This is a genomic window from Pseudomonas sp. SG-MS2 (genome assembly GCF_009933855.1).
In the GTDB taxonomy this organism is placed as follows: Bacteria; Pseudomonadota; Gammaproteobacteria; order Pseudomonadales; family Pseudomonadaceae; genus Aquipseudomonas; species Aquipseudomonas putida_E.
In genome coordinates, this window is the sequence record NZ_MOMO01000258.1 from 71,553 (window position 1) to 91,957 (window position 20,405).

Annotated in this window: 20 protein-coding genes and 2 pseudogenes; 18 read left to right on the forward strand and 4 right to left on the reverse strand. The window is 54.5% G+C overall.

Annotation, left to right across the window (positions count from 1 at the left end):
- Window positions 1-51 precede the first annotated feature (51 nt).
- From BLX42_RS24575 to BLX42_RS24635, 13 genes and pseudogenes are all read left to right on the forward strand, one after another.
- Window positions 52-690 carry a TnsA endonuclease N-terminal domain-containing protein gene (locus BLX42_RS24575; RefSeq protein WP_011953077.1) on the forward strand — a complete coding sequence of 213 codons (639 nt, stop codon included), beginning with the start codon at window positions 52-54 and terminating at the stop codon, window positions 688-690.
- Window positions 671-2,629 (forward strand): DDE-type integrase/transposase/recombinase, encoded by a 1,959-nt coding sequence (locus BLX42_RS24580; protein WP_016497347.1) that lies wholly within the window; start codon window positions 671-673, stop codon window positions 2,627-2,629. The genes BLX42_RS24575 and BLX42_RS24580 overlap by 20 nt, the downstream gene beginning before the upstream one ends.
- Window positions 2,626-3,585: a TniB family NTP-binding protein gene (locus tag BLX42_RS24585; RefSeq protein WP_010951429.1), complete on the forward strand. Its 960-nt coding sequence runs from the start codon at window positions 2,626-2,628 to the stop codon at window positions 3,583-3,585. The genes BLX42_RS24580 and BLX42_RS24585 overlap by 4 nt, the downstream gene beginning before the upstream one ends.
- 75 nt (window positions 3,586-3,660) lie before the next feature.
- On the forward strand, window positions 3,661-5,577 hold the full coding sequence (locus BLX42_RS24590; protein ID WP_010951430.1) for a TniQ family protein: 1,917 nt from the start codon (window positions 3,661-3,663) through the stop codon (window positions 5,575-5,577).
- A 56-nt stretch (window positions 5,578-5,633) separates the two neighbouring features.
- Window positions 5,634-5,993: a histone-like nucleoid-structuring protein, MvaT/MvaU family gene (locus tag BLX42_RS24595; RefSeq protein ID WP_010951431.1), complete on the forward strand. Its 360-nt coding sequence runs from the start codon at window positions 5,634-5,636 to the stop codon at window positions 5,991-5,993.
- A gap of 645 nt (window positions 5,994-6,638) precedes the next feature.
- Entirely contained in the window at window positions 6,639-7,481 is an 843-nt protein-coding gene (locus tag BLX42_RS24600; protein ID WP_010951432.1) for a TIGR04255 family protein, read from the forward strand.
- A complete protein-coding gene (locus BLX42_RS24605) occupies window positions 7,478-8,161 on the forward strand; it encodes a transcriptional regulator (protein ID WP_126404318.1) in 684 nt (227 codons plus the stop codon). Before BLX42_RS24600 ends, BLX42_RS24605 begins: the two co-directional genes overlap by 4 nt.
- Before the next feature lie 2 nt (window positions 8,162-8,163).
- On the forward strand, window positions 8,164-9,033 hold the full coding sequence (locus tag BLX42_RS26675) for a hypothetical protein (protein WP_016497350.1): 870 nt from the start codon (window positions 8,164-8,166) through the stop codon (window positions 9,031-9,033).
- 310 nt (window positions 9,034-9,343) lie between these two features.
- Window positions 9,344-9,532 (forward strand): annotated as a pseudogene (locus tag BLX42_RS24615) (hypothetical protein); the annotation flags it as partial.
- Window positions 9,533-9,599: 67 nt separating this feature from the next.
- Window positions 9,600-10,580 (forward strand): IS5-like element ISPa16 family transposase, encoded by a 981-nt coding sequence (locus BLX42_RS24620; RefSeq protein ID WP_161872852.1) that lies wholly within the window; start codon window positions 9,600-9,602, stop codon window positions 10,578-10,580.
- Window positions 10,581-10,707: 127 nt separating this feature from the next.
- A pseudogene (locus BLX42_RS24625) lies at window positions 10,708-11,463 on the forward strand (hypothetical protein); the annotation flags it as partial.
- Window positions 11,464-11,683: 220 nt separating this feature from the next.
- Entirely contained in the window at window positions 11,684-11,893 is a 210-nt protein-coding gene (locus BLX42_RS24630; RefSeq protein WP_003298409.1) for a hypothetical protein, read from the forward strand.
- 14 nt (window positions 11,894-11,907) lie between these two features.
- Window positions 11,908-12,114, forward strand: coding sequence for a hypothetical protein (locus BLX42_RS24635; protein WP_003298411.1), 207 nt, complete (start codon window positions 11,908-11,910; stop codon window positions 12,112-12,114).
- A 143-nt stretch (window positions 12,115-12,257) separates the two neighbouring features.
- On the opposite strand, the gene BLX42_RS27030 is transcribed toward BLX42_RS24635, so the two are convergent.
- Both BLX42_RS27030 and BLX42_RS24640 read right to left on the reverse strand, forming a co-directional pair.
- Window positions 12,258-12,386, reverse strand: coding sequence for a hypothetical protein (locus tag BLX42_RS27030; protein ID WP_003253468.1), 129 nt, complete (start codon window positions 12,384-12,386; stop codon window positions 12,258-12,260).
- A 122-nt stretch (window positions 12,387-12,508) separates the two neighbouring features.
- Window positions 12,509-14,206, reverse strand: a complete 1,698-nt coding sequence (locus BLX42_RS24640; protein WP_003298414.1) for a phosphoethanolamine transferase — start codon at window positions 14,204-14,206, stop codon at window positions 12,509-12,511.
- Between the two features lie 490 nt (window positions 14,207-14,696).
- On the opposite strand from BLX42_RS24640, the gene BLX42_RS24645 reads away from it, so the two are divergent.
- From BLX42_RS24645 to BLX42_RS24655, 3 genes are all read left to right on the forward strand, one after another.
- Window positions 14,697-15,035 (forward strand): zinc ribbon domain-containing protein, encoded by a 339-nt coding sequence (locus BLX42_RS24645; RefSeq protein ID WP_079732563.1) that lies wholly within the window; start codon window positions 14,697-14,699, stop codon window positions 15,033-15,035.
- Between the two features lie 54 nt (window positions 15,036-15,089).
- The gene (locus BLX42_RS24650; protein ID WP_010951438.1) at window positions 15,090-15,995 is read left to right on the forward strand and encodes a cation diffusion facilitator family transporter; all 906 of its coding nucleotides are present in this window, start codon (window positions 15,090-15,092) and stop codon (window positions 15,993-15,995) included.
- Window positions 15,996-16,152: 157 nt separating this feature from the next.
- Window positions 16,153-16,503: a DUF3147 family protein gene (locus BLX42_RS24655; protein ID WP_011953105.1), complete on the forward strand. Its 351-nt coding sequence runs from the start codon at window positions 16,153-16,155 to the stop codon at window positions 16,501-16,503.
- A gap of 32 nt (window positions 16,504-16,535) precedes the next feature.
- Here BLX42_RS24655 and BLX42_RS24660 read toward each other — a convergent pair whose 3' ends face one another.
- Window positions 16,536-16,862 carry a DUF2790 domain-containing protein gene (locus BLX42_RS24660; protein WP_010951440.1) on the reverse strand — a complete coding sequence of 109 codons (327 nt, stop codon included), beginning with the start codon at window positions 16,860-16,862 and terminating at the stop codon, window positions 16,536-16,538.
- Window positions 16,863-17,551: 689 nt separating this feature from the next.
- On the opposite strand from BLX42_RS24660, the gene BLX42_RS24665 reads away from it, so the two are divergent.
- Window positions 17,552-18,226, forward strand: a complete 675-nt coding sequence (locus BLX42_RS24665) for a heavy metal response regulator transcription factor (protein WP_003253457.1) — start codon at window positions 17,552-17,554, stop codon at window positions 18,224-18,226.
- Window positions 18,223-19,641: a heavy metal sensor histidine kinase gene (locus BLX42_RS24670; protein ID WP_161872853.1), complete on the forward strand. Its 1,419-nt coding sequence runs from the start codon at window positions 18,223-18,225 to the stop codon at window positions 19,639-19,641. Before BLX42_RS24665 ends, BLX42_RS24670 begins: the two co-directional genes overlap by 4 nt.
- Before the next feature lie 58 nt (window positions 19,642-19,699).
- Here the strand turns inward: BLX42_RS24670 and BLX42_RS24675 are convergent, their stop codons facing one another.
- The gene (locus BLX42_RS24675) at window positions 19,700-20,287 is read right to left on the reverse strand and encodes a hypothetical protein (RefSeq protein WP_004576009.1); all 588 of its coding nucleotides are present in this window, start codon (window positions 20,285-20,287) and stop codon (window positions 19,700-19,702) included.
- Window positions 20,288-20,405: the final 118 nt, after the last annotated feature.

A 20,405-nucleotide genomic window follows, 5' to 3' on the forward strand; every position in this document is an offset into this window, starting at 1 on the left:
GATTTTTTGGCGCAGCGTCGGCGCTCGTTTCGAGATTTTCGGAGGTGTTTCATGACAGTACGAAAGGTGGTCACGCGGCGGTCCAACCATTACCGCGGCTACTTCCCATCGCTCAAAAATAAAAAGCCTGTGCCCTGGGAGTCCCAGCTCGAAGGCGCTCTTTTTCGGCTTCTTGAGCTGTCTCCTGCGGTCATCGGCTACGTCCCGCAGCCCAGTGAGGAACGTGTTCCATCGCTCCAGGGCTACTTCAAATATTACCCAGACGTACAGGTTTTCCTCGCGGATGGGCGCGAGTGGTGGTTTGAAGTGAAGCCTCACGACCGACTGAAGATTGCCAGCGTCAGGCAGCGACTGGATGCCGCTGAGCGCTACTTCAACGCCACTGCCCGTAACTTTTCGGTGATCACTGAAAAGTTAATTGAAGCTGAACCCCTGGCTACCAATCTTAGAAGGCTGATGTATCACCGGCGCGGTCCAGAGCTTTCGCATCAGGCCTTGGAGGAGGTAATGGCGACCTTCAACGAATGGCCGCCTATGACCGTTGCAGATCTGCTCTACGTGGTTGGTGAGGGGAAAGCCTGGCGCTTGTTAGGCCTTGGGGTGGTGGGCATTGACCTTGATAGGTCAATTGACACTGACTCCCCGGTCTTCCTGCAAGGGGGGCACCGTCATGCAAACCTTTTCCCTTAGGGTGAAATTGGTCGTCATCGTTCGTGGCGTACTGATGGTGCTTGAGAAGAGGCTTATTGACCGGAAGCTGCTCTTTTTCGATGAGCTTGGTGAGCCCACGAAGCTATCCGAGAAGGAGTTCTATGAGGCCTACGAGAAGCGCGAGATCGAGATCTCCGCTGATCAGCCATACCTTGGGAAGGTTCCGTATGTGCGGAACGTCCCTCCAGATATTTCATGCTTCCCCAAAAAACATGGAGATGAGGCATTGCGTCGACGCAAGTATCTGGACGACCTAACTAAGCGCGGTAAATACAAGCTACCGGGTGACGAAGACATGATCAAGAAACTTAGAGATATCGCCAAAAAGATTGGGGATGCGTGCGCACCCTCGGTTTCCACTATTCGACGTTGGGCAGCCAAATACATTGGCCAGAACGTAGTAAAGCTTATCCCTCAGCATGCCAAAAAGGGTCGGGCTGCCGCGATACAGGGAGAGCTCGAAGTTATTCTTGAAGGGGTGATTAATAAAACCTACCTGCAGGATACGATTCCAGCGGTCAGCGTGGTCGTTTCAGAATTCGAAGATCAGATAAAAGAGAGGAACAAAAGTCGTTTGCCTTCGGATCAGCTCAAGATCCCAAGCGGAATGACTGTCCGAAGGTACATCGCCAAGCTGGATCCGTACCTTGTGGATAAGGAGAGGCTCGGAAAACACGCAGCAGACAAGAAGCACCGTGTTGCGGCGGGTGTCCTACGTGTCCATGAGATTTTGGAACGTTGGGAAATTGATCACACCTTGTTGGACGTCCAGCTTGTGGATGAAACCTCGGGGCTGTGCATTGGGCGCCCCTATCTGACGATCGTCCTCGACCGCTTCTCTCGAATGGTGATGGGATATTTGCTCCACCTGTCGGCGCCAAATACGGAAACCGTGCTTCGTGTGATCGAACGCTCAATCCGTCCAAAAGCCGAATTGCTGAAGCGCTTTCCGAAAGTGAGAAATGAATGGTGGGCACGTGGGCTGCCGGCTCGAATAGTCCCAGACAACGCAGCGGAATTTCACGCGGGCGATCTCATCATGGGATTCAACGAGTTGGGTATCGAGATCATGTATCCCGCTTCAAGGGCCCCTCAAAGGAAAGGTGCCGTCGAACGCTTTTTCAGCACACAGAACCTGGGGCTTATCCACAACCTCCCGGGTACCACCTTCTCGAATATCCAGCAGCGTGGCGATTACGACTCGGAGAAGAATGCATGTTTCACGCTCCCTCAATTGGAGGCGGTGGTAGTGAAATGGATCGTCGATGGTTACCACCAGACTCCTCATCGGGGGCTGGACAACAGAACACCGGCTCAAGTCTGGGGGACTAGCGAGGCGAACCATGTCATCAGCCTTCCCGTCGACCTGGACTCGTTGGAGTGCATTCTGGCCAAGCGGGCCTCGGTGAAGGTTCACCATTACGGCATCGAGGTTGCCAAAGTGGGCTACCACTCTACGGAACTTGCTGAGCTCCGTATGCGTTTGGCAGACGGAGAAAAGGTAAACGTCCGCTATCGAGACGAAGCCGGGCACGTTTGGGTTCACGACCGCTTCAGAAACTTGTTCTTCAAAGTGCCCGCCAAAGATGAGCGAATGGCCGGTAAGAGCAGGGAGGTGTGGAAGGCTGCCGAGAAAGCGCTGCGAGAAAAATATAATGAGCAGCCTAGCTTCGAGGCTACGCACAGGTGCTACCAGGAAATTATGGAAGATGCAGACGAGGCCCGCCGTTCGCAGACGCTCAGAAAACGACGCGCAGCTGCCATAGCGAAAATCGACAAGGAGGGTCGAGTGACCGAAAGCACGCCTCCACCCAAGGTACTCGCTGAAGTGGAATGGACCGGTGACTCTATTCCTAACATTCCGCCAGCAGCCTTCAAGGTCTCGGTTCGTCGCCCTGCTGGGAGTTCTAAGCCATGAACGCCATCAATCTGTACGAATGCTACGAGCATGGTGAATACAGCTTTACGCTCCGCGATCGTTTTATTCACAGCCCTCAAGTCGAGCGAGCGTTGACGCGACTAGGCGATATCCACGGCGATAGTCGGCGTACCAGAGCAAGTAAAGGGTTGCTGATCCAAGGTCCAAGCGGAGTGGGCAAGAGCACATTGGTCAAGGAGTACATTCGGTCATTGGAGGAATTGGAGAGCCATGACCCACAGAAGCGGACAGTTCTGTTCGTCGAGATGCCTTCGTCTCCAACCAAAAAGAACCTGGCAGCAGCCATTTTGGCAGAGCTGAAGGATCCCTTCGCAGAGGCACGAGGACATTCGGCAGAGGTTAAATTTGCGCGAGTAGTCCTGCTGCTGAAGAACCTTGGCGTGGAGATGTTGGTCCTCGATGAGGCGCAGCACCTGGTCGATTATCGTCGTAATGGTGCGTATGAGGCAGCAGACTGGATCAAGAGTCTGATGAATGAAACCAGTATCGCGTTTGTTCTGATTGGGCTGAAGCGCACCGAAAATCTCCTGCTAGCAAACGAGCAACTGCGACGCAGGTTTTCGGCCACGGTGGCATACGATCGCTTCACCTTCTCCGCTAATACGTCTCTTCATTTCGTGATGTTGTTGCAGGCAATCGAGGGCGAACTGCCTGTTCAAACCATCAGTTTTGTAGAGCCAGCGATGATTAAACGCTTCTACCTGGCTTCCTATGGATTGATCGACTACCTCATCAAGATTGTGGACAGGGCTGTTTGGCTGGTTCAAGTCCAGGACCTTGTCGGGATTGAACTTCCTGTGCTGGCCCAGGCTTTTGAAGACGAGGTTTGGAGCTACGCCACCGAGGATCGAAACCCCTTCAGTGCGAGCTTCAATTTCCAGCCTCTGTTCGGGAAGCGGGAGCCGTTTGAGACGTTCGAAGAGAGCAGTACCTGACGGCCAAGGGCCGGGCTTATCGGCCCGGCTCTACTCCCCTGATTTTTATGTCTTCGATTTCATGGATGTGTAGGAATGTTTGGTCTTTTAATCAACCCACGACCACACCAAGACGAAAGTCTTTTGGGGTACCTGCAGCGCCTGGCGAAAGCCAACGGATTACCCAGAAAGGAACTGCTCACCGCCTTTGCACGAGCCGACGAGACCGATGTTGCGGACTGGCTGCAGATGATGGAAGGACCACTGAGCTGGCCTGCGGTATCTGCTGAGTTTCGTGATCCAAGGCCCAAGGGGGTCAAGTTATGGACGACTCATCACGCTCGTTACTGTCCGATCTGTTTGGGCGAAGCCGGTTATTGGAGAGAAAGCTGGGGCTTGACCCTGGTTACGACGTGTTCTGTCCACGGCACTGAACTCCACGGGCGGTGCCCCAACTGTCTGAAGGAAACCGATCCAAGCGCAATGAGTGCGAATAGTTGCCAAGCGTGTGGCACCTCATTGAGTGGGACCAATTTTGAGATCGCGCCGGCGAGTGATACGGCCGCCTGGCTCACCTCTGGCTTTGAAGATAGGTTTTACGCCGACTCGTTGCCAGCTGACGCGGGATTGGCGGCCCTCACCTACGAACAGTTTCACGAGTTGTCATCGCGTCTCGCTGTCAGAAGTTTGCCTACGGAAAGAACCCAGCCGCTGAAGGTTGCTGATTCGGGTTCGCTAGAGATATCGCGGCTTATGGCAAACGCGGCGGGCGTGGTTCTCATGAACTGGCCTCTCGCATTCAGAGAACTGCTGAGTGGCCTCAAGGCAGTCCATTCCGATAACGAACATTGGACGCTCAGCAGATCGTTCGGCCCGATATACCACGACATCCACCGTGATCTGGATGACTCTTGTTTTGACTTTCTTCGTCGAGAGTTCGAATCATTTCTGCAGCATGCGTGGGAAGCACCGTTAGCGAAGCGAAATCGCAATTTGAGTGAGGAGACGATTGAGAGACATCGTTGGGTGTCGTTCGATTCTGCTGCTGAAGCTTGTGGTCTCGGGGTATCAGTCATAAAACGCCTTCATCAGGAGGGACAAATCGCCTATCGGGAGAAGGTCCATGAAGATCGAGTCTTTACGGTCGTGGACCTGGATCATTTGAAGGCAATCTCGCAGCATCTCCAGGGCGTGGCTGATATGAAAGAAACCTCGACTTTGCTAAGCCTCTGTCGCAATCGGGTTAGGCAGCTGCTAGCTGGTGGTACCCTCCAGTTCTTTGGTGGAGAACCGCGCCCAGGCGAAAGGTGGCTGATTGACTGCCGCTCGATCAACGAATTGATTGATGAGAAGCTGCCTACCAGCTCTGACCAGAGCCTGGTGTCGATCAACTACTTGGCCAAGCATTCTCTGCCCAAGGGGGGTGGGTTGGTCGAGTTGGTTCAGGCAATACGTGCAGGTGAACTTCGCGCTTACGGCCCAGCTGAGAATGGCTCGGTTGCGGTAGGGGCGTGGTTACTCAAGCCGCAAGATTTTGCAGCGTGGCAACAAGCCCGAGCTGAGAACAAGAGTCCGGTCTTTCCCGGCCTGTCGGTAGTCAAGGCTGCTGCGCTGTTAGGCGTCAAAGAACAATGCGCATACGCGTTCGTTCGACTGGGTCTGCTATGGAGCACTGCTGTCGAACGAGGCCGGCGTACGCAATTGATGGTTAAGCCTCAAGCCATCGACAGATTCAGGCGTGGCTATATCTTGGGACCGGAGATTGCGGTGTATTTGGGGAAGTCGACCAGGGAGGCGTTCAAGCACCTTTGGGAGGCCAGGTTTCGCCCCGTTGCGGGGCCATCCATTCCAAACGCGGCTTGCCGGCAGTACGTTTGGGTAAGAAGCAAAAAGCTGATCGATTACCTCGCAAGTGAAGCCGCCCAGATCGACGATCCTGAAGCCATCACGTTTTTATCCACACCGATCGCTCAGCCTCGTGATTGCCGATTCAGGCATGTGGGATCAAGATAGTTAGCACGCTTTCTTTCTTGATTGCTAAAATCATCGAACCCATTTTGGAGAATCTTATGTCCCGTCTCGCTGAATTCCGCCTGCTCGAACAACAGCTCGCAGCCCAACTGGCGGAGCTGGAAGCGCTGAAAAATGACTCTGCCCTGAAGCAGGAAATGGAATTTGAAACGAAGCTGCGCAGTTTGCTCAACGAGTATGGCTACGGCCTGCGCCAAGTGGTGCTGATCCTCGATCCGCAAGCGGTGGCTTCCACTGATATGGCCCCAAAAACCTCTCGGAAACCACGCGAAGTAAAGGTCTACAAGAATCCACACAGCGGAGAGGTTGTTGAGACCAAGGGTGGTAATCAGCGTACGCTTAAGGCCTGGAAAAACGAGTATGGCGCTGAGGTAGTCGAGTCTTGGCTCGCCAATTGATTGCACTGCAGGCGGCTTCTGGCACGAGATGAATCGTGGTGCGCCCCGAATGCAAATTCCCATTCTGGGGCGTGACGAAATTTTCTGCGGGTGGTGGTGACACACAGTTTATGCGCATTAAATAGAGGTCCACTTCAAAAAATGGACTCTCCAAAATGCGGAATGCTCTCGTCTCAATCTCAGTGAACACCATCGCAAGCCTCCTGACTGCGCTTGTGCTTCACTGGATCACCCGTCCTCTTTCCGACCTCTCCATTCAGCCAATCACGGCCTCAAACTCTGGATCCAAGAGCTCTTCGTGCTCTTCGTAGATGAGAAATCTGGACCAGACAGCACGTTTCTGAACCACCCCATCAGAGCAAGCGTTCCCCTGGATTGAGCTATCTGGTGACGATTCGTTGAGTTTCTTCTCACTGCTAGGAAGAGCTCTGATTAAAAATTCGTGCTTCCTCAGAGGCTTAGCGATGGTGTCTGTAGAGGCTTTTCTGGAATGACGAGTAAGCTCCTGATGGAGGCGTTTTCTGCACTCCATCCCTCACGGGGACCGCTTGTCAAATCGAAAGGCCCTGCTATACAGTTCTTGTCAAAGGATTTGTCAAATGATGTAGAATCCGGTCCCTCGTTGGGCGCGGTGGAGGAGTTAACATGTCAGAACGCGAAGGGGTCTTAGCAAGGGCGCCGCTTATCTATGCGTTGAGCGTAATCAGATTTGCCCCGATTCTTAAGCTGCCAAAGCTGATCCCAGACATTCAGCACACGATCCGTCAGAGCCTCCCGGGCTTCTTCCAGATGGTCAAGGGCGTGCCGCCTGGGGTGATGCACAGCGGAGAACCGAATTCTTGGGCGTTCCTTAATCGGGATGCTGACTACGCGTGCGTGCTGGCCATGGATCACATGATCCTGCAAAGCACAAATTATCTTCATTTTGATAACCACTTAGCGCTTTTCCGTGAGTGCATTGAGGCGCTGGTAGGGCAAGCAGGTGCATTGGATATCACCGCTATCGGGATGCGGTACGTCGATAAAATTGAACCAGCTGAAGGTGAGACCCTAGCCGACTACCTTCCGGAAGCCATGCTCCCACTTAAATGCGATGAGCTAGCGGCGCATGGGAAAGTCCCCAAGGAGCAGCTTGGAATCTCTACTACCACCTACCATCTAGATCCGGAGTATCTGCACATCAGATGCTGGCGGCAGACTGGTATGTGGATACCGGAAGATTTGGTCGAGCCGGCCATGGTTTTCGAAATTGCTAAGCAATCGAGGAATTCATCCAAGCATGGTGCTCCTCTGCAAGGTGCATTTGTGCCTGTTAGCGAAAATGGTGCTCTTCTCGATACGGATGCGCATTGGCCGCTGCAGTTAGCCGAACGACTGGGAACCGAGGAGATCTGCACGAGACTCGACGGTTTGCATAAGACTGCTAACTTTGCTTTTAGGACAGTCGCGAAAGATCATGCCTTTGAGGTTTGGGGGAAGGCGAAATGACTACAGCAATGAATGGGCAATGGATTGATCCTACCGGGGCTGCTGTAAGCAGATCTTCTACTTGGGAAAACCCTGAAATTGCTCCGCGTGTAGGTAGCACGACAGCAAACCCTGTATTGGCGATTGCTTTCACAGCGATGCTGGCCGTTTCGGTAGTAGTCGCTCCTGGGACTGCCTCCCTGCCCTATCCACAACTTATCGGCTCAGCAGGCATGAGCTTTCATGGCGTGCATGCTGGTGCCTGGACCGAGGTGGACACCAGCCAGGATGCCAATGTTACCGAAGACGTAGCGCCGGCCTTAATCGAGGAGCTTAGGAGCGACTTCAAGTTGTCAGATAGCTCCATCGCGCAGATCTTCAACGTGTCTCGTCAGACCGTGTACAATTGGCGGACTGGAAAAACCGCCACTGGTTTTCCCGAGAGGCTTGCGGCTTTAACTGAGGCGTTGCGCCAAGTTAACGCCGAAGAAGCGCAGTATCTGCATCGGGTGCTTTTCTATCCAACCGCCGATGGCCGCCTGATTCAGGATGCGCTTTCGGATGAAGCGTGGAATCGAAATGGCGCTAAAGGTGTGTACGGAATGGTTGCGGAGTTGGCTGGCAAGGCGCAGCAGCTACGTGATAGGGACCTCAAAACCATCGCCAGGTTAGAAAAATCGGGCGGTTCGAATTTGGTTTGATTATGGCTGATACACCTGAGCAAGAGATCGTAAGTGCCATTAGCGCTGCTGGTTGGCTGCAAGGAGATACCGTCTCAGGTGACGCCTTGATTGAACACATATCCGAGGAGGTCCTGAAAGGCCAATTCGAGGGGGTGGCTCCAGCTTATTGGATGTTGGCCTCCCATTCCTGCACGGTGCATGCACGCAACCTTTGTGATGCGCCGTGGATAGAGTGGATTGCCGTTAAGGTAAAGAAAAAGGCCTTTGATAAGCAGCTGCACGCCCTCAATCCACGTACGCTGCACCTGCAGCACGCGGAAAAGCAGGTTTTGGAGCTCAAGATTCACAAGCGTGTGTGGACCAAGAGAGCCGTGCTTCCGACGCTCCACCGAAATCCGGTAATCACGCTGAGCGAAGAAAACGGTCAGTATTTCTCATACTGGATGTCCCACCATTACAACCGTATTGCGATGCCGGACGAGTTGGTCAACCGCCTGAAGGCAGACCAAGGTGACGACGGCATGAAGGGCATCGCCGTGCTTGTCGACGATTTCCTCCATCAGAACAACCAATTTTTCGCTAGTGCTTGGGTTTCCTTCAACCCCAAGGGCGAGATTCGCGACCCGGCTGAGCCCTACGAGGTGGTGTTCCGGTTTTTGACCAAACGAGAGCACGCCAGGCGCGCAAATGAGCTGCACGACCAGCTGAATGAATTGCTCGGGGTGGCCAGAAATCTCAACGATGGGCTGTACTTCGGTGGAGCAGACGTCACGGTGCTCCAAGACTTTACCATGCTCGATGCGGAAGACTTCGTGCGGTACAACCTTCACGACTGGCTCAGTGTTGGGGATACCGATGAAGATGAAGAAGGTGCCGATGATGCTGACTGAGCTGCTATCGGCCTCCCCTTTAGGATCTGGGTTTGACCTTAGCTGACCGGCTGCTCTACAAACCAATTGATTTTCTCCGGAGCCGGTGTCACTGTCGCTCCAAGAATAGCCCCCACGCCTCGGGCAGGTCCCAGACCTGTACTGCGCACCAGGGGGTTAGTTGTTTCTAGGGCCCGCCCAGGTCGATCAGGCATGCTTTGGGCGGGCCTCAAACCAGTGGGTGACCACCAAAAGGGTCAGTTAGGCCTACTGCTGCCTATCCTCGCTCGTTACCATCCAGAGACCCTCTATTGATACGGTTTCAGCAAAGATGGATGTCTATAAGGTCCGCATCGAAGACACAGAAAGCAAGATCATCGACAAGGAAGGTTTCGAGGCCGAGACCTTCCGCAGAGATCCATGGTACCAGCCTGGAAGTGCCGGCAAGCTAGCTCAGTTTGCTGTATGCCCGGCATGCGACAACCCTGTCCAGCTGGTTGGGCTGTATGAGCTACCGCCTAAGGAAGGTCTGAAAAAGACTTCCCGAATCTGGTGAAATACGCCGATCCCGCCAGCCGAGTTTTTCCATGAAGCAGATGACCTTCGCCGACGCCGAGTACGCCGGCAAGCGCAAGCAGACCCGTAAAGAGCTGTTCCTGATCGAGATGGATCAGGTGGTGCCGTGGAAAGGACTGATTGCCTTGATCGAGCCGCATTACCCCAAGGGCGAAGGTGGTCGGCCCGCCTATCCTCTGCTGGCCATGCTGCGTATTCACCTGATGCAGAACTGGTTTGGCTACAGTGATCCGGCAATGGAGGAAGCGCTGTACGAGACGACCATCCTGCGCCAGTTCGCCGGGTTGAGCCTGGAGCGCATTCCCGACGAAACCACCATCCTCAACTTCCGTCGCTTGCTGGAGAAACATGAACTGGCAGCCGGCATCCTCGGCGTAATCAATGGCTACCTGGGGGATCGCGGCCTGTCGCTGCGCCAGGGCACTATCGTCGATGCCACACTGATCCACGCGCCCAGCTCGACCAAGAACCAGGACGGCAAGCGCGACCCGGAAATGCACCAGAGCAAGAAAGGGAACCAGTATTACTTTGGCATGAAGGCGCACATCGGCGTAGATGATGAGTCGGGGCTGGTACACAGCGTGGTAGGCACGGCAGCCAACGTGGCGGATATCACCCAGGTCGACAAACTGCTGCACGGTGACGAGAGCGTCGTCTGCGCCGATGCCGGCTACACCGGCGTCGAAAAGCGCCCCGAACATGCTGGCCGCGAAGTGATCTGGCAGGTCGCAGCACGCCGCAGCACCTACAAGAAGCTCGATAAACGCAGCGCCCTGTACAAAGCCAAGCGCAAGATCGAGAAGGCCAAGTCACAAGTGCGAGCGAAGGTCGAGCACCCGTTTCGAGTGATCAAGCGCCAGTTCGGTTACGTGAAGGTGCGCTTCCGTGGCCTGGCCAAGAACACCGCTCAGCTGGTGACGCTGTTCGCGCTGTCGAACCTATGGATGGCGCGCCGACATTTGCTGACTACCGCAGGAAAGGTGCACCTGTAATGCGGAAAATGGCTGCTGCGAGGTGCTCGCGGCGGCCAAAAACGGAGAACTGAGCGGGTTACCTGGTCGATTTTGATCGACGGCCCGCTTTCAAAAGCAGCGAGGGCTGAAGTCGACCGGAAATACAGGGTTACTTCAGACCTTCCCTAACGTGAAGAACCCATTCGGGAAACATGCTACTAAGAGCATTCGCGGCATCGCTCCATTTGATAGTGAGGCCCGTAACGATTGCCCGTACTTCCAGCCTCGCCAGCACAAGAAAACAGAACGAAAAACCAGGTTTGACGGCGTCCCACGGAAGATTCTCAAGCTATTGATCGAACAGTTCGATCGCGTGGTTTACATCCTGGAGAAAGAGACCCAACTGGTCCTTTCCGAGAACGCGTTGAGAGGCATGCTGCAGCGTTACAAGGGAGAGCGTGGCTACCTCTATACCGGCGCGACGCTTCGCAATGTGCCATGGATCTTTGCTTACATGTCGGACGCCACCCGCCTGTTTGGCCAGAAGGTCATTGGAAATGCTGAGCTGGTGAAAGCTATTGCCGCTGAGGTGCCAGGGGCGGAAATCAGCAGCACTGGTCGGCTGGAATCGAAGAAGGTGCCTGGTTCGAAGGCGGCATATTTTGATCTCAAAATGAGTTTCATCCGCCATCGAATCGTCAAAGACAGTGAAGCGTCCGGCTTGGTTGAAAGCATGGAGTTTGTAGTGTCACAGCCTCGCGGAGGTGAGCTTGAGCACATTCACAAGGAAGTCATCAAATTCGATTCGGCTTGGTTCGAATCCCTTATCCGGATGCCGGTTGATCATCCTTATCGCAGAATGGATAGAGTGAAGATGGCCCGGGAGGAACTGGGCGATCTGCTGGAGCTGACTCAGGCCTGAGGAGGCCTGTTGTAAACCACTTTTTTTCACTGTAACCACAGTGGTTTACAGTGAAAAAAAGTGGTTTACAACGTAGCTACGACACGCGCCCTGGCCACTCCCCAGGCCAGCGCGCTCCTCATTGATTCGTTCAGTCGGGCGTCGAACACCTATGCTGCTCGGGGCCTTGCCACGCCGCGGTGTCCTATAATTCATCTTCAGCTGAATGGAGCAAAATGTTGTGAAGCGCACATTCATTGGAATGGTCGAGGCTGGTGAGCCACTGATGAGGCAAGCGCTTGAAGCTATCCGACAGGCCCACGAAGCGGAGGCTGCTGGATTGCCAGACCTTGAGGTACAGCGTCTTCACCCATTGGCAGATTCGCTCTATCAGGCGGTCATTGATTTTCAGCTCCTCAAAGCAGGTAAACCACCGTCGACTATCCAGTGAGGACCTGCCGCTACATGACGAAAAAGATGCCAGCTCTTCTCCCCGACCACCCCATGTATACCGACGCAGTGGATGCGATGAAGCAATACCACGAGGCGCAGGCTTCTGGCTCATCTGCCGAAGAGGTTGAGCGCCTGCGTCAAATCGCAGAATCACAATTTCGGGCTGTCAGCGAGTATCAGCTCAACGCTCTGGGATATCAGTCTCGTCGTCCGCACTGAAGGGATAACCGATCCGGAGGTAGCTTCAGAATCCATCAAGCCAAGCGGAAGACTCACGACGCGGTCCGATTGATCAGCGAGACGGTCGGGAGGGTTTGCACACAGCCCCAAAAAAAAAGCAGCTCCCGAGAGCTGCTTTTTTCTTACTCCCCCTTTTTGTGCTTGTGGGGTTTCAGGTCCGGATGGTCCTTCTGCTTTTCAGGGGTGACTCGCTGCCTTTTGTCCGGAGTGCCATCTTCATTGGTGCGCTTTGGGCCTGGCTTGATGCTCATGCAAAACTTCCTTTTCCGCTTGGGTTGTTGAATGCAGCTATGTAATTAGTCCAGCTTCTCTCAGCTGTCAAAGCAGGCTGGTGCAGAACCGCCTGGCCGATGATCCGGTCCACATCGAACATTCAGAGGCCAGAATAAGAGCCTCCGACAAAGGGCTTACAAGGGGCAGTGAAATCCAGCGCTGAGCGATACGAAGACGTCTGGACGTTCATCATGCCGAGCACGGTGTGGAACAGGTTGTCGTGGCTCAGCGGTGACGTGGTTTGAGCTTTCAAACAACCCACGTTGACCTTTTCGCTCTTCGCGAGCGAGTCAGACATCCAAAGTACCAACGGCACCTTTGTTTGCTCGTCAGGAGCCATCGCGTAAGGCAGCCCGTGTAGATAGAGCCCACCCTCCCCCAGCGATTCGCCGTGGTCCGAAACGTACATCAGCGCAGTGTCGAACTTGGTGTTGGCCGCCAGGATATCGATGAGATTTGCAGTCACATAATCGGTGTAGAGGATTGAGTTGTCGTAGGCATTGACCACCTCCTCCTGCTTACATTTGTCGAGCTCGTTGGTCTCGCACACCGGTGCGAATTTCTTGAATTGCGAGGGGTAGCGCTTGTAGTAGGCCGGGCCGTGACTGCCTTTGTAGTGGAGCACCAGGACAGCATCGCCTTCCTGGCGCTTGATGAAGTCTTGCATCTCCGTGAGCAGCACCCCGTCCTTACACTCCTCGCTGGTGCACAGTTGGGAATCCGCGTGAGAGGCAGCCTTGTGGTTGGGAACCCTGTCGCAGACCCCTTTGCACCCCGAGTTGTTGTCAGTCCACATGACACTGATGCCAGCGCGTTGAAGCACGTCGAGCAGCCCTTCTCGGCTCTTGGCCAAGCCATCTTTGTACTGGGCCTTACCCACGTCCAGGAACATGCATGGCAGCGAGACCGCGGTAGCGGTACCGCAGGAGCTCACGTTCGTGAAGCTAATGACATTTCGCTTTTCTAGTTCCGGATTCGTTTCACGGGAGTAGCCGTTGAGGGAGAAGTTGGCGGAGCGAGCGGTCTCTCCTACTGCCAGTACCAGCAGCCTGGGTTTACGAGCCGCACCCTGTCGATTAACTACCGCATCAGTACCAATGGCCGTCAGCGTTTTAGGTGAGGCCAGCTGACGCTTCAGGTACCCATGGCCAGCCGCAAACAAGTTGGTAGGTACCAGAATCAGCCGGATCTCCCGATTGTTGCGCAGCAAGGAGGCATACGACTGGTACTGACTCAACGCGATGCCAGATAAGGTCAACAGAGCGAGCGACAGAGCAATGAACCTGCTGACCAAAGCTTTGGCCCAAGGCTTGCGCCGGAGGGGAACCCGGGCAATCAGGTAGACGGGCAACACCCCAACCATTGCGACCCAAAGACCGAGCTTCCAATTCAGCAGCTCGGTTGCCTCAGCGACGTCGGTCTCCACAACGTTGGTGAACATTGTGTAATCGATCACGATGCCGTAGGCATTCATGAAGTAACTCGCAAAAGACGCGCTGATCAGTACCAGGCACAGTATGGGTTTGGCCAGCCGCCCCCATGACAGCAAGCTCAGAACGGTAAACACCCATGCGAATACTATGACTGGGAGGCTAGCCGCTAGCTGCCAGTTCACTTCATCGGTTTTGAATACCAGCTTCCAGAGCACGTTCCAGAGCTCAGCGTTCGCGAATAGCAGTAACCAAAAAGTCACCAGGCCGATTAGCAAATTAGTACTGATGCCTTTCTGCCGCGCATTGCGAATAGCAAAGATCCATTTGCTTAACAGGGTGTGAACAATGGATTTGGAAGGTGTCATTATCAAACTCTGGAAGCTGCTTATCCATGGCGGTAGCTATGGAGTTAGCGGGAGCTACAAGGCAAACCGTCGACAGATGCTGAGCGATTGCGCAATGTGCGGAGCGTCAGAGGCCTTAGGCCCCTAGGCGTTGGGGACGCTTAGTATGTGTGAGGCATAGGGATAAAAAGAGAAATGAATCTCGCTGAGCGCATTATTTCCGGGACCTGATAACGACACGATGACCTCGGGATTACAATGCTGACAGAAATCCAATTACTGCTGTTTTGATTGTCATTGATCACGCTATGATCAAAATTAGGGGAATACTACCCACCAAAAGCAATGCTCCGCTCAGCTAGATAAATTTAATTTCACAAACAAAACGGTTTCGTTTTGTCGTAGGCTAATTTTGAACTTTCAATTCAACTTACAAGTCTTTCTCGCGAGCAGAACATAATTTTCAACTTTTGCTCGTTAATATGTCACCCATCAATGAGGGGCGAATACCATGAGCTTTTTCAAAAACATCCTGGGCGGGCACCATGGCCGTGGAAACCACGGTGGAGGCAAGCACCACAGCGGGGGACATGGGGCCGAGCAATATGATCGCCATGGCCGGCAGCAGGGCTGCGACGGCGGTAATCAGGTGTATGACGGCGGGCGCCCTCCCACTCCTGCCCCCATCAAAGATCTGCAGGGCTGCAGGCAGTGCCGGACGGCCAACGATCCGTCAGCACGCTTTTGTCTAAACTGCGGAACACCGCTATCGAGTGGTTGCACCGCCTGCGGCTCGCTGCTGAGTGCAGGAGCAAGATTTTGCAGTCAGTGTGGCCAAGCGACGCTCTAAGGCTAGGTAGACAGGAAGGCCAACGAGACCACAACCCTGCGCAAGGAGAAATACGTGGGTTCAAATCATGACCATGGCAGCGCTGCAGTACGCGAGGGGCATCAGAAGAAGCTAATCATGGCGCTCGGCTTGACTGGCAGCTTCATGATTGCAGAAGTGATCGGTGCGTGGATTACCGGCAGCCTGGCGCTGCTGTCGGACGCATCTCACATGTTCACAGATACTGCCGCCTTGGCGATCTCACTGATTGCACTTCAGATAGCCAAGCGGCCGGCGGATCAGAAAAGAACCTTCGGCTATGCGCGCCTGGAAATTCTGGCTTCGACGTTCAACGCCGTGCTGCTCTTCCTGGTGGCGATGTACATCTTGTATGAGGCCTACCAGCGCTTCTTCATGCCGGCGGAGATCGCTACCGGAGCGATGATGTGGATCGCAATCGCCGGCCTGATCATCAACCTAATTTCGATGCGCCTTCTGGCATCTGCGAGCAACGAAAGCCTCAACGTCAAAGGAGCCTACCTCGAAGTTTGGAGCGACATGCTCGGCTCGCTTGGCGTAATCATCGCGGCACTTATCATCCGCTTCACCGGCTGGACCTGGGTCGACACGATTGTCGCTGTGGCGATCGGCCTTTGGGTTCTGCCGCGGACGTGGCAGTTGCTTCGCGAAAGCCTGGGGATCCTCATGGAGGGTGTCCCGAGGGGGCTCGACGTTACGGCAATCGAGGCCACCATCCTCGGAGTAGATGGCGTGACGGACGTTCATGACTTGCACGTGTGGGCTGTCAGCAGTGGCAGTAACGTGATGACGTCGCACGTAGTGGTTCGGGATTCTGCAGATGGGGATGCTGTGTTGGCGGCCGTCGTGGATGCTGTCAGCGATGCATTCGAAATCCATCACTGCACCATCCAGATCGAGCGGGCAGCTTTCCACGAGAGCGTTCCCTCACCCTCGCACTGACCGATCGGTAAACACCATGCAAACACATCACCCTCCTGGCTGAGGGTGATGTTGCAAAAAAAATGCGGTGAGGGATGCCGTAAACGGCAGGAGCGCTTCAAGGGGGTTGGTGAATGGCTTCGCCTGCCCTCGTCAACAACCTCCAGAAGGCTCAGCGATGGCCTGGATCATCACGAAGTACCTACTCACTGCCGGTATAGTGATTCTCGTGTCAGAGCTGGCGAAACGCAGCGACAAGCTGGGCGGCTTGGTCGCCGCCCTACCCTTGGTCACGGTCGTGACGTTGGTCTGGCTCTATTTAGAGAACCAGAGCATGGAGAAGATCTCCAACCATGCTTGGTACACGTTCTGGTACGTGCTTCCGACCCTGCCGATGTTTATTGCTTTTCCATTGCTGCTACCTAAGCTCGGCTTTTGGCCGACACTGATCAGCAGCATCCTCATCACAATGGCCAGCTTCGGAGGCTTCGCCATACTGCTGCGCCGGTTCGGCATTGAGCTTCTATGATCCGGTGGCCGCAGGGATCATCTTGATGAGTCTTAACGGCTATTAACACACTCGCCCTTCACCAGGTAGCGAACCATGTGCAGTTCGCCTTTCGAGTCTTCGTAGGTCATCATGCTTCTTACATTACCGCAGTACCGCACATTGGGTGATACATACACCAACTTACCAACGTCCAGGTCCATGCCATAGGCGTAGTCTTCTAGTTGAGGCATGGGCTTTTTTACGCGTTGAGCATAATCCGCTGTAGCCTCTCTAGCAGTACGCTCGATGTGTTTATTGATCTCCATACCGCTTTGGGCATTGGCTGTTAGTGATGTAAAGAGCATAAACACGGCGATCGCTGATACAGTAGTGTTCATAAGAAGTCCCTTAATAAAAAAGCGCCCGTAGGGGGGCGCTAAAATTCACCTACCAAAGGAGCGTATGGTTTACAGGTGAATGCACTGGCGCGAACAACTGCTCGGTGCTCTTGCCAAGCTGCTTTGAAATGAGACAATTTCCAAAGCAGCGATGCCTCTTCCGCTGCCCTTAAACTAGCAAAGGAGGCTAACACCAAGATGATCGTGCAATTACAATTTGGACATGTAATAGATTGTAAGATAATTATTCGAGAGAATATCGAGCCGCCACGTGAACTAATTTGCAGAAAGGCGCTGCGGTTTGCGGCCGTGCATGGGGTCTGCCTGCGTGGCGCCCTCGATCCAAGGCCAGTACCAGTCCTTGCAAGCTAACGACCGAAATGCTGCCTGTCCTGGCCGATTCCACCTGCCAGGCGAATCTGTCATACACCGCCGCAGGCCCCAGAATCCGCTATGCTTAGGGGTGGAGCCTGCATGACTGTCAGAAATCTTGCGGCTACATTACAAATTTGTAGGATTTCGCCGCGGCCAGCTTCTTCGCGTTAAGATTCAAGCGTCCTCAGGTGACCCGGCGTATGGACAGAGGTAGCGACTACCACATGCCATACCCTCAGCCAAACTTTCGAACAGCCTGCAACCATAATCTTGGCGGATTAGGCCAACTCCTTCCTCACACCTTGAGATAAGTTATGCGCGTTCTAGTTGTGGAAGACGAAATTAAAACTGCCGAATATCTTCAGCAGGGCCTATCCGAAAGCGGGTATGTCGTAGATATCGTGCACAACGGTGTAGATGCTCTGCACTTGTTCAACACTAATGTCTATTCGTTGGTCCTCCTGGACGTGAACCTCCCGGGTATCGACGGCTGGGACCTGCTGGAAACCATCCGTAAGACCAGCCGGGTCCGCATCATCATGCTGACCGCCCGCGGACGCATCAATGACAAGCTCAAGGGCTTGGACGGCGGCGCGGATGACTACCTTGTGAAGCCATTCGAATTCCCTGAGCTGCTTGCTCGCATCCGTTCGCTGCAACGCCGTGGTGATGAGTTAGTCGAGAAGAGCTCGCTGAAAATTGCCGATCTGGAACTCGACTCCGTCCGCCATCGCGTCTTCCGCGGTGGCACACGCATCGATCTCACCACCAAGGAATTTGCGCTTCTGCACCTGCTCATGAGCCGAACGGGCGAAGCGCTGACTCGCTCTCAGATCATCTCGTTGGTCTGGGATATGAATTTCGATTGCGACACCAATGTCATCGATGTAGCCATCCGGCGCTTGCGCTCGAAGATCGATGACCCGTTTGAAACCAAGCTCATTCACACGCTTCGTGGCGTTGGGTACGTTTTTGAGGAACGCGCATGAGGCCATTCAGCCTGGCTGCAAAGCTGGGGTTAAAAGTTGGGTTGATGAGCGCAGCGTTGCTGCTTCTGTTCGCCACCTTTGGCTATCTGATGGTAGGCAAGGCTCTGGAAAGAAATGCCAGAGCAGACCTGGAAGTAAAGATGGCGGGGATGGCTCACAACCTGTCCACCATCCCGGACATCTCCGGCGTCAACGCGGATGCGCATCAGCTTGTCGATTTGGTCATGGGCCACAACAACCTGTATGTGAGCATATTCGATACCTCACAGAATCAGACTCCCCTGCTCTCGATTGGCTCGAAACAGGTCAATCTGGAGGTGCACAAGTTTCAGCCGGCGGCCCAGCCCAAAGAGCACGAATGGCGTGATACGCAGGACCGTCCTCTGCTGAGTGCTTCTCGAATCATGCGTTTGGGCGATGGAACAGAGGTCAGCGTCTATATGACCATGGACCAGTCATCCAGTGAGGCGCTGCTCGATGCGTTGCTGACCTGGGCCTTGATGATGTCCCCCGTCATCCTCGCACTGATCTTGGCCATTGGCTGGTGGACTGTGCGCAGAGGCCTGCTACCACTGACCAAGTTCCTCAAGATCGCCTCGAAAATCTCAACCGAGAGCCTCGACCATCGCCTTCCAACTGATGGGATGCCGGCAGAACTCAAAATGCTCGCCGACGGCATCAACATCATGCTGGCTCGCCTGGATGATGGGGTTCAGCAGCTCTCGCAGTTTTCTGACGACCTTGCTCACGAACTTCGAGCACCGCTTTCCAACCTGATGGGCAAGGCCCAGGTTGCCTTGACCAGAGAACGATCGCTTTCCGAGTACCGGGAGGTTCTGGAGTCGTGCACAGAAGAGCTGGACCGCATGAGCCGCATGGTTTCCGACATGCTGTTCTTGGCCCAGGTCAGTCATCCAGCATCAATGGTGGAGTTCGAATCCGTCTCCTTGGTCGACGAGGTTCAGCGAGTGTGCGATCTCTTCAGCATTTCAGCAGAAGAAGGCGAGATTCAGCTGCAGATCTCCGGCAGTGATGACGTGGTGCGCGGGAACCGTCTGATGGTTCAACGAGCCGTCTCGAACCTCGTGTCAAATGCGATCCGATACTGCCCTCGCGGCCGCACGGTCTTCGTGAAGGTGCAGCATAGTGCGAGCGGTACGACGTTGAGTGTCGGCAACCCCGGCCGCGGTATTGCCAAGGAACACCACGCGCACTTGTTTGAGCGGTTCTACCGTGTGGACAAGAGCCGAGCACGGAGCGAAGGCGGTACCGGTCTTGGCTTGGCCATCGTTCAGTCGATCATGAGCCTGCACCAGGGGTCGGCGAGCGTCGAGGTGACCGAAGAAAACTTCACCTGGTTCCACCTTCACTTTCCCGCAGCCCAGCAACTGCAGCCGGCAATGAACGCCGCTTAAACCGCGCAGACATGATTAGGCCCGTCAATCGACGGGCCTTTTAGTTTGCCTCAATGCATCAGTGCCGGAGGACCACAGTGTCCATGGGCGACCGCAGAATCACTGACTTAATAATCTTCTGTTCGTCAGGACTGGCGTTCTTCCACAGGTGGGAGAAGTACTGAGCATTCACTTTCTCTTGGGCACTTACGCTGCCGGCGGCATCGATCAGGCGCATGGTCGAGTAGACACAGATCAGCGCCAGGATGAAGAACGCCGTGGCGACCACCATCACATAACGCTTGGCCAGCACCGGTGCACGCTTGAGCTCCTGCATAGAGGCGTCCGCGGCCTTTGTAGCTACTGTAAGCTCCGAGATCAGTGGCTGGATGGCGGTGTCAACTCCGCGGCATGCGGCTGAATACGCTGCTGCAGCGGCGCGCAAGGCAACCTCTTCCGCATTCGACCAAGCCTTCTCTGCCTTTCGCACCTCCTCCTGAATCTGCCGGCCGACAGCGTCCACCTGCTCCACCAGTTCGTTCGACCTCTCCAGAACAGCGCTTGAGGTGAGCGTTTGCGAGGTCAGCTCATCGAGTTGGACAGTGAGTTTTTCAGTGCAGCGGCGAAAGTCACTGATAGCAATTGCCCAGGGTTCTATATCATTCATGGCTATCTCCTAGGGCGGCCAACAACGCCGCGCGGAATTAACGCGCTAGATATCAAAATTGTAATTTTAGAGAAGGTTCTTAGTCGCCCTCGACAGTGTTGAGATAGACATGATCCTT

What these genes read in the sequence shown, in the direction of transcription:
- BLX42_RS24620 (WP_161872852.1), top strand. Translation starts at nt 9,600, where the DNA reads ATGAAGCAGATGACCTTCGCCGACGCCGAGTACGCCGGCAAGCGCAAG.
- BLX42_RS24670 (WP_161872853.1), top strand. Translation starts at nt 18,223, where the DNA reads ATGAGGCCATTCAGCCTGGCTGCAAAGCTGGGGTTAAAAGTTGGGTTG.
- BLX42_RS24605 (WP_126404318.1), top strand. Translation starts at nt 7,478, where the DNA reads ATGACTACAGCAATGAATGGGCAATGGATTGATCCTACCGGGGCTGCT.
- BLX42_RS24575 (WP_011953077.1), top strand. Translation starts at nt 52, where the DNA reads ATGACAGTACGAAAGGTGGTCACGCGGCGGTCCAACCATTACCGCGGC.
- BLX42_RS24645 (WP_079732563.1), top strand. Translation starts at nt 14,697, where the DNA reads ATGAGCTTTTTCAAAAACATCCTGGGCGGGCACCATGGCCGTGGAAAC.
- BLX42_RS24600 (WP_010951432.1), top strand. Translation starts at nt 6,639, where the DNA reads ATGTCAGAACGCGAAGGGGTCTTAGCAAGGGCGCCGCTTATCTATGCG.
- BLX42_RS24675 (WP_004576009.1), bottom strand. Translation starts at nt 20,287, where the DNA reads ATGAATGATATAGAACCCTGGGCAATTGCTATCAGTGACTTTCGCCGC.
- BLX42_RS24585 (WP_010951429.1), top strand. Translation starts at nt 2,626, where the DNA reads ATGAACGCCATCAATCTGTACGAATGCTACGAGCATGGTGAATACAGC.
- BLX42_RS24665 (WP_003253457.1), top strand. Translation starts at nt 17,552, where the DNA reads ATGCGCGTTCTAGTTGTGGAAGACGAAATTAAAACTGCCGAATATCTT.
- BLX42_RS24595 (WP_010951431.1), top strand. Translation starts at nt 5,634, where the DNA reads ATGTCCCGTCTCGCTGAATTCCGCCTGCTCGAACAACAGCTCGCAGCC.
- BLX42_RS24590 (WP_010951430.1), top strand. Translation starts at nt 3,661, where the DNA reads ATGTTTGGTCTTTTAATCAACCCACGACCACACCAAGACGAAAGTCTT.
- BLX42_RS24635 (WP_003298411.1), top strand. Translation starts at nt 11,908, where the DNA reads ATGACGAAAAAGATGCCAGCTCTTCTCCCCGACCACCCCATGTATACC.
- BLX42_RS24640 (WP_003298414.1), bottom strand. Translation starts at nt 14,206, where the DNA reads ATGACACCTTCCAAATCCATTGTTCACACCCTGTTAAGCAAATGGATC.
- BLX42_RS24655 (WP_011953105.1), top strand. Translation starts at nt 16,153, where the DNA reads ATGGCCTGGATCATCACGAAGTACCTACTCACTGCCGGTATAGTGATT.
- BLX42_RS24580 (WP_016497347.1), top strand. Translation starts at nt 671, where the DNA reads ATGCAAACCTTTTCCCTTAGGGTGAAATTGGTCGTCATCGTTCGTGGC.
- BLX42_RS27030 (WP_003253468.1), bottom strand. Translation starts at nt 12,386, where the DNA reads ATGAGCATCAAGCCAGGCCCAAAGCGCACCAATGAAGATGGCACTCCG.
- BLX42_RS26675 (WP_016497350.1), top strand. Translation starts at nt 8,164, where the DNA reads ATGGCTGATACACCTGAGCAAGAGATCGTAAGTGCCATTAGCGCTGCT.
- BLX42_RS24660 (WP_010951440.1), bottom strand. Translation starts at nt 16,862, where the DNA reads ATGAACACTACTGTATCAGCGATCGCCGTGTTTATGCTCTTTACATCA.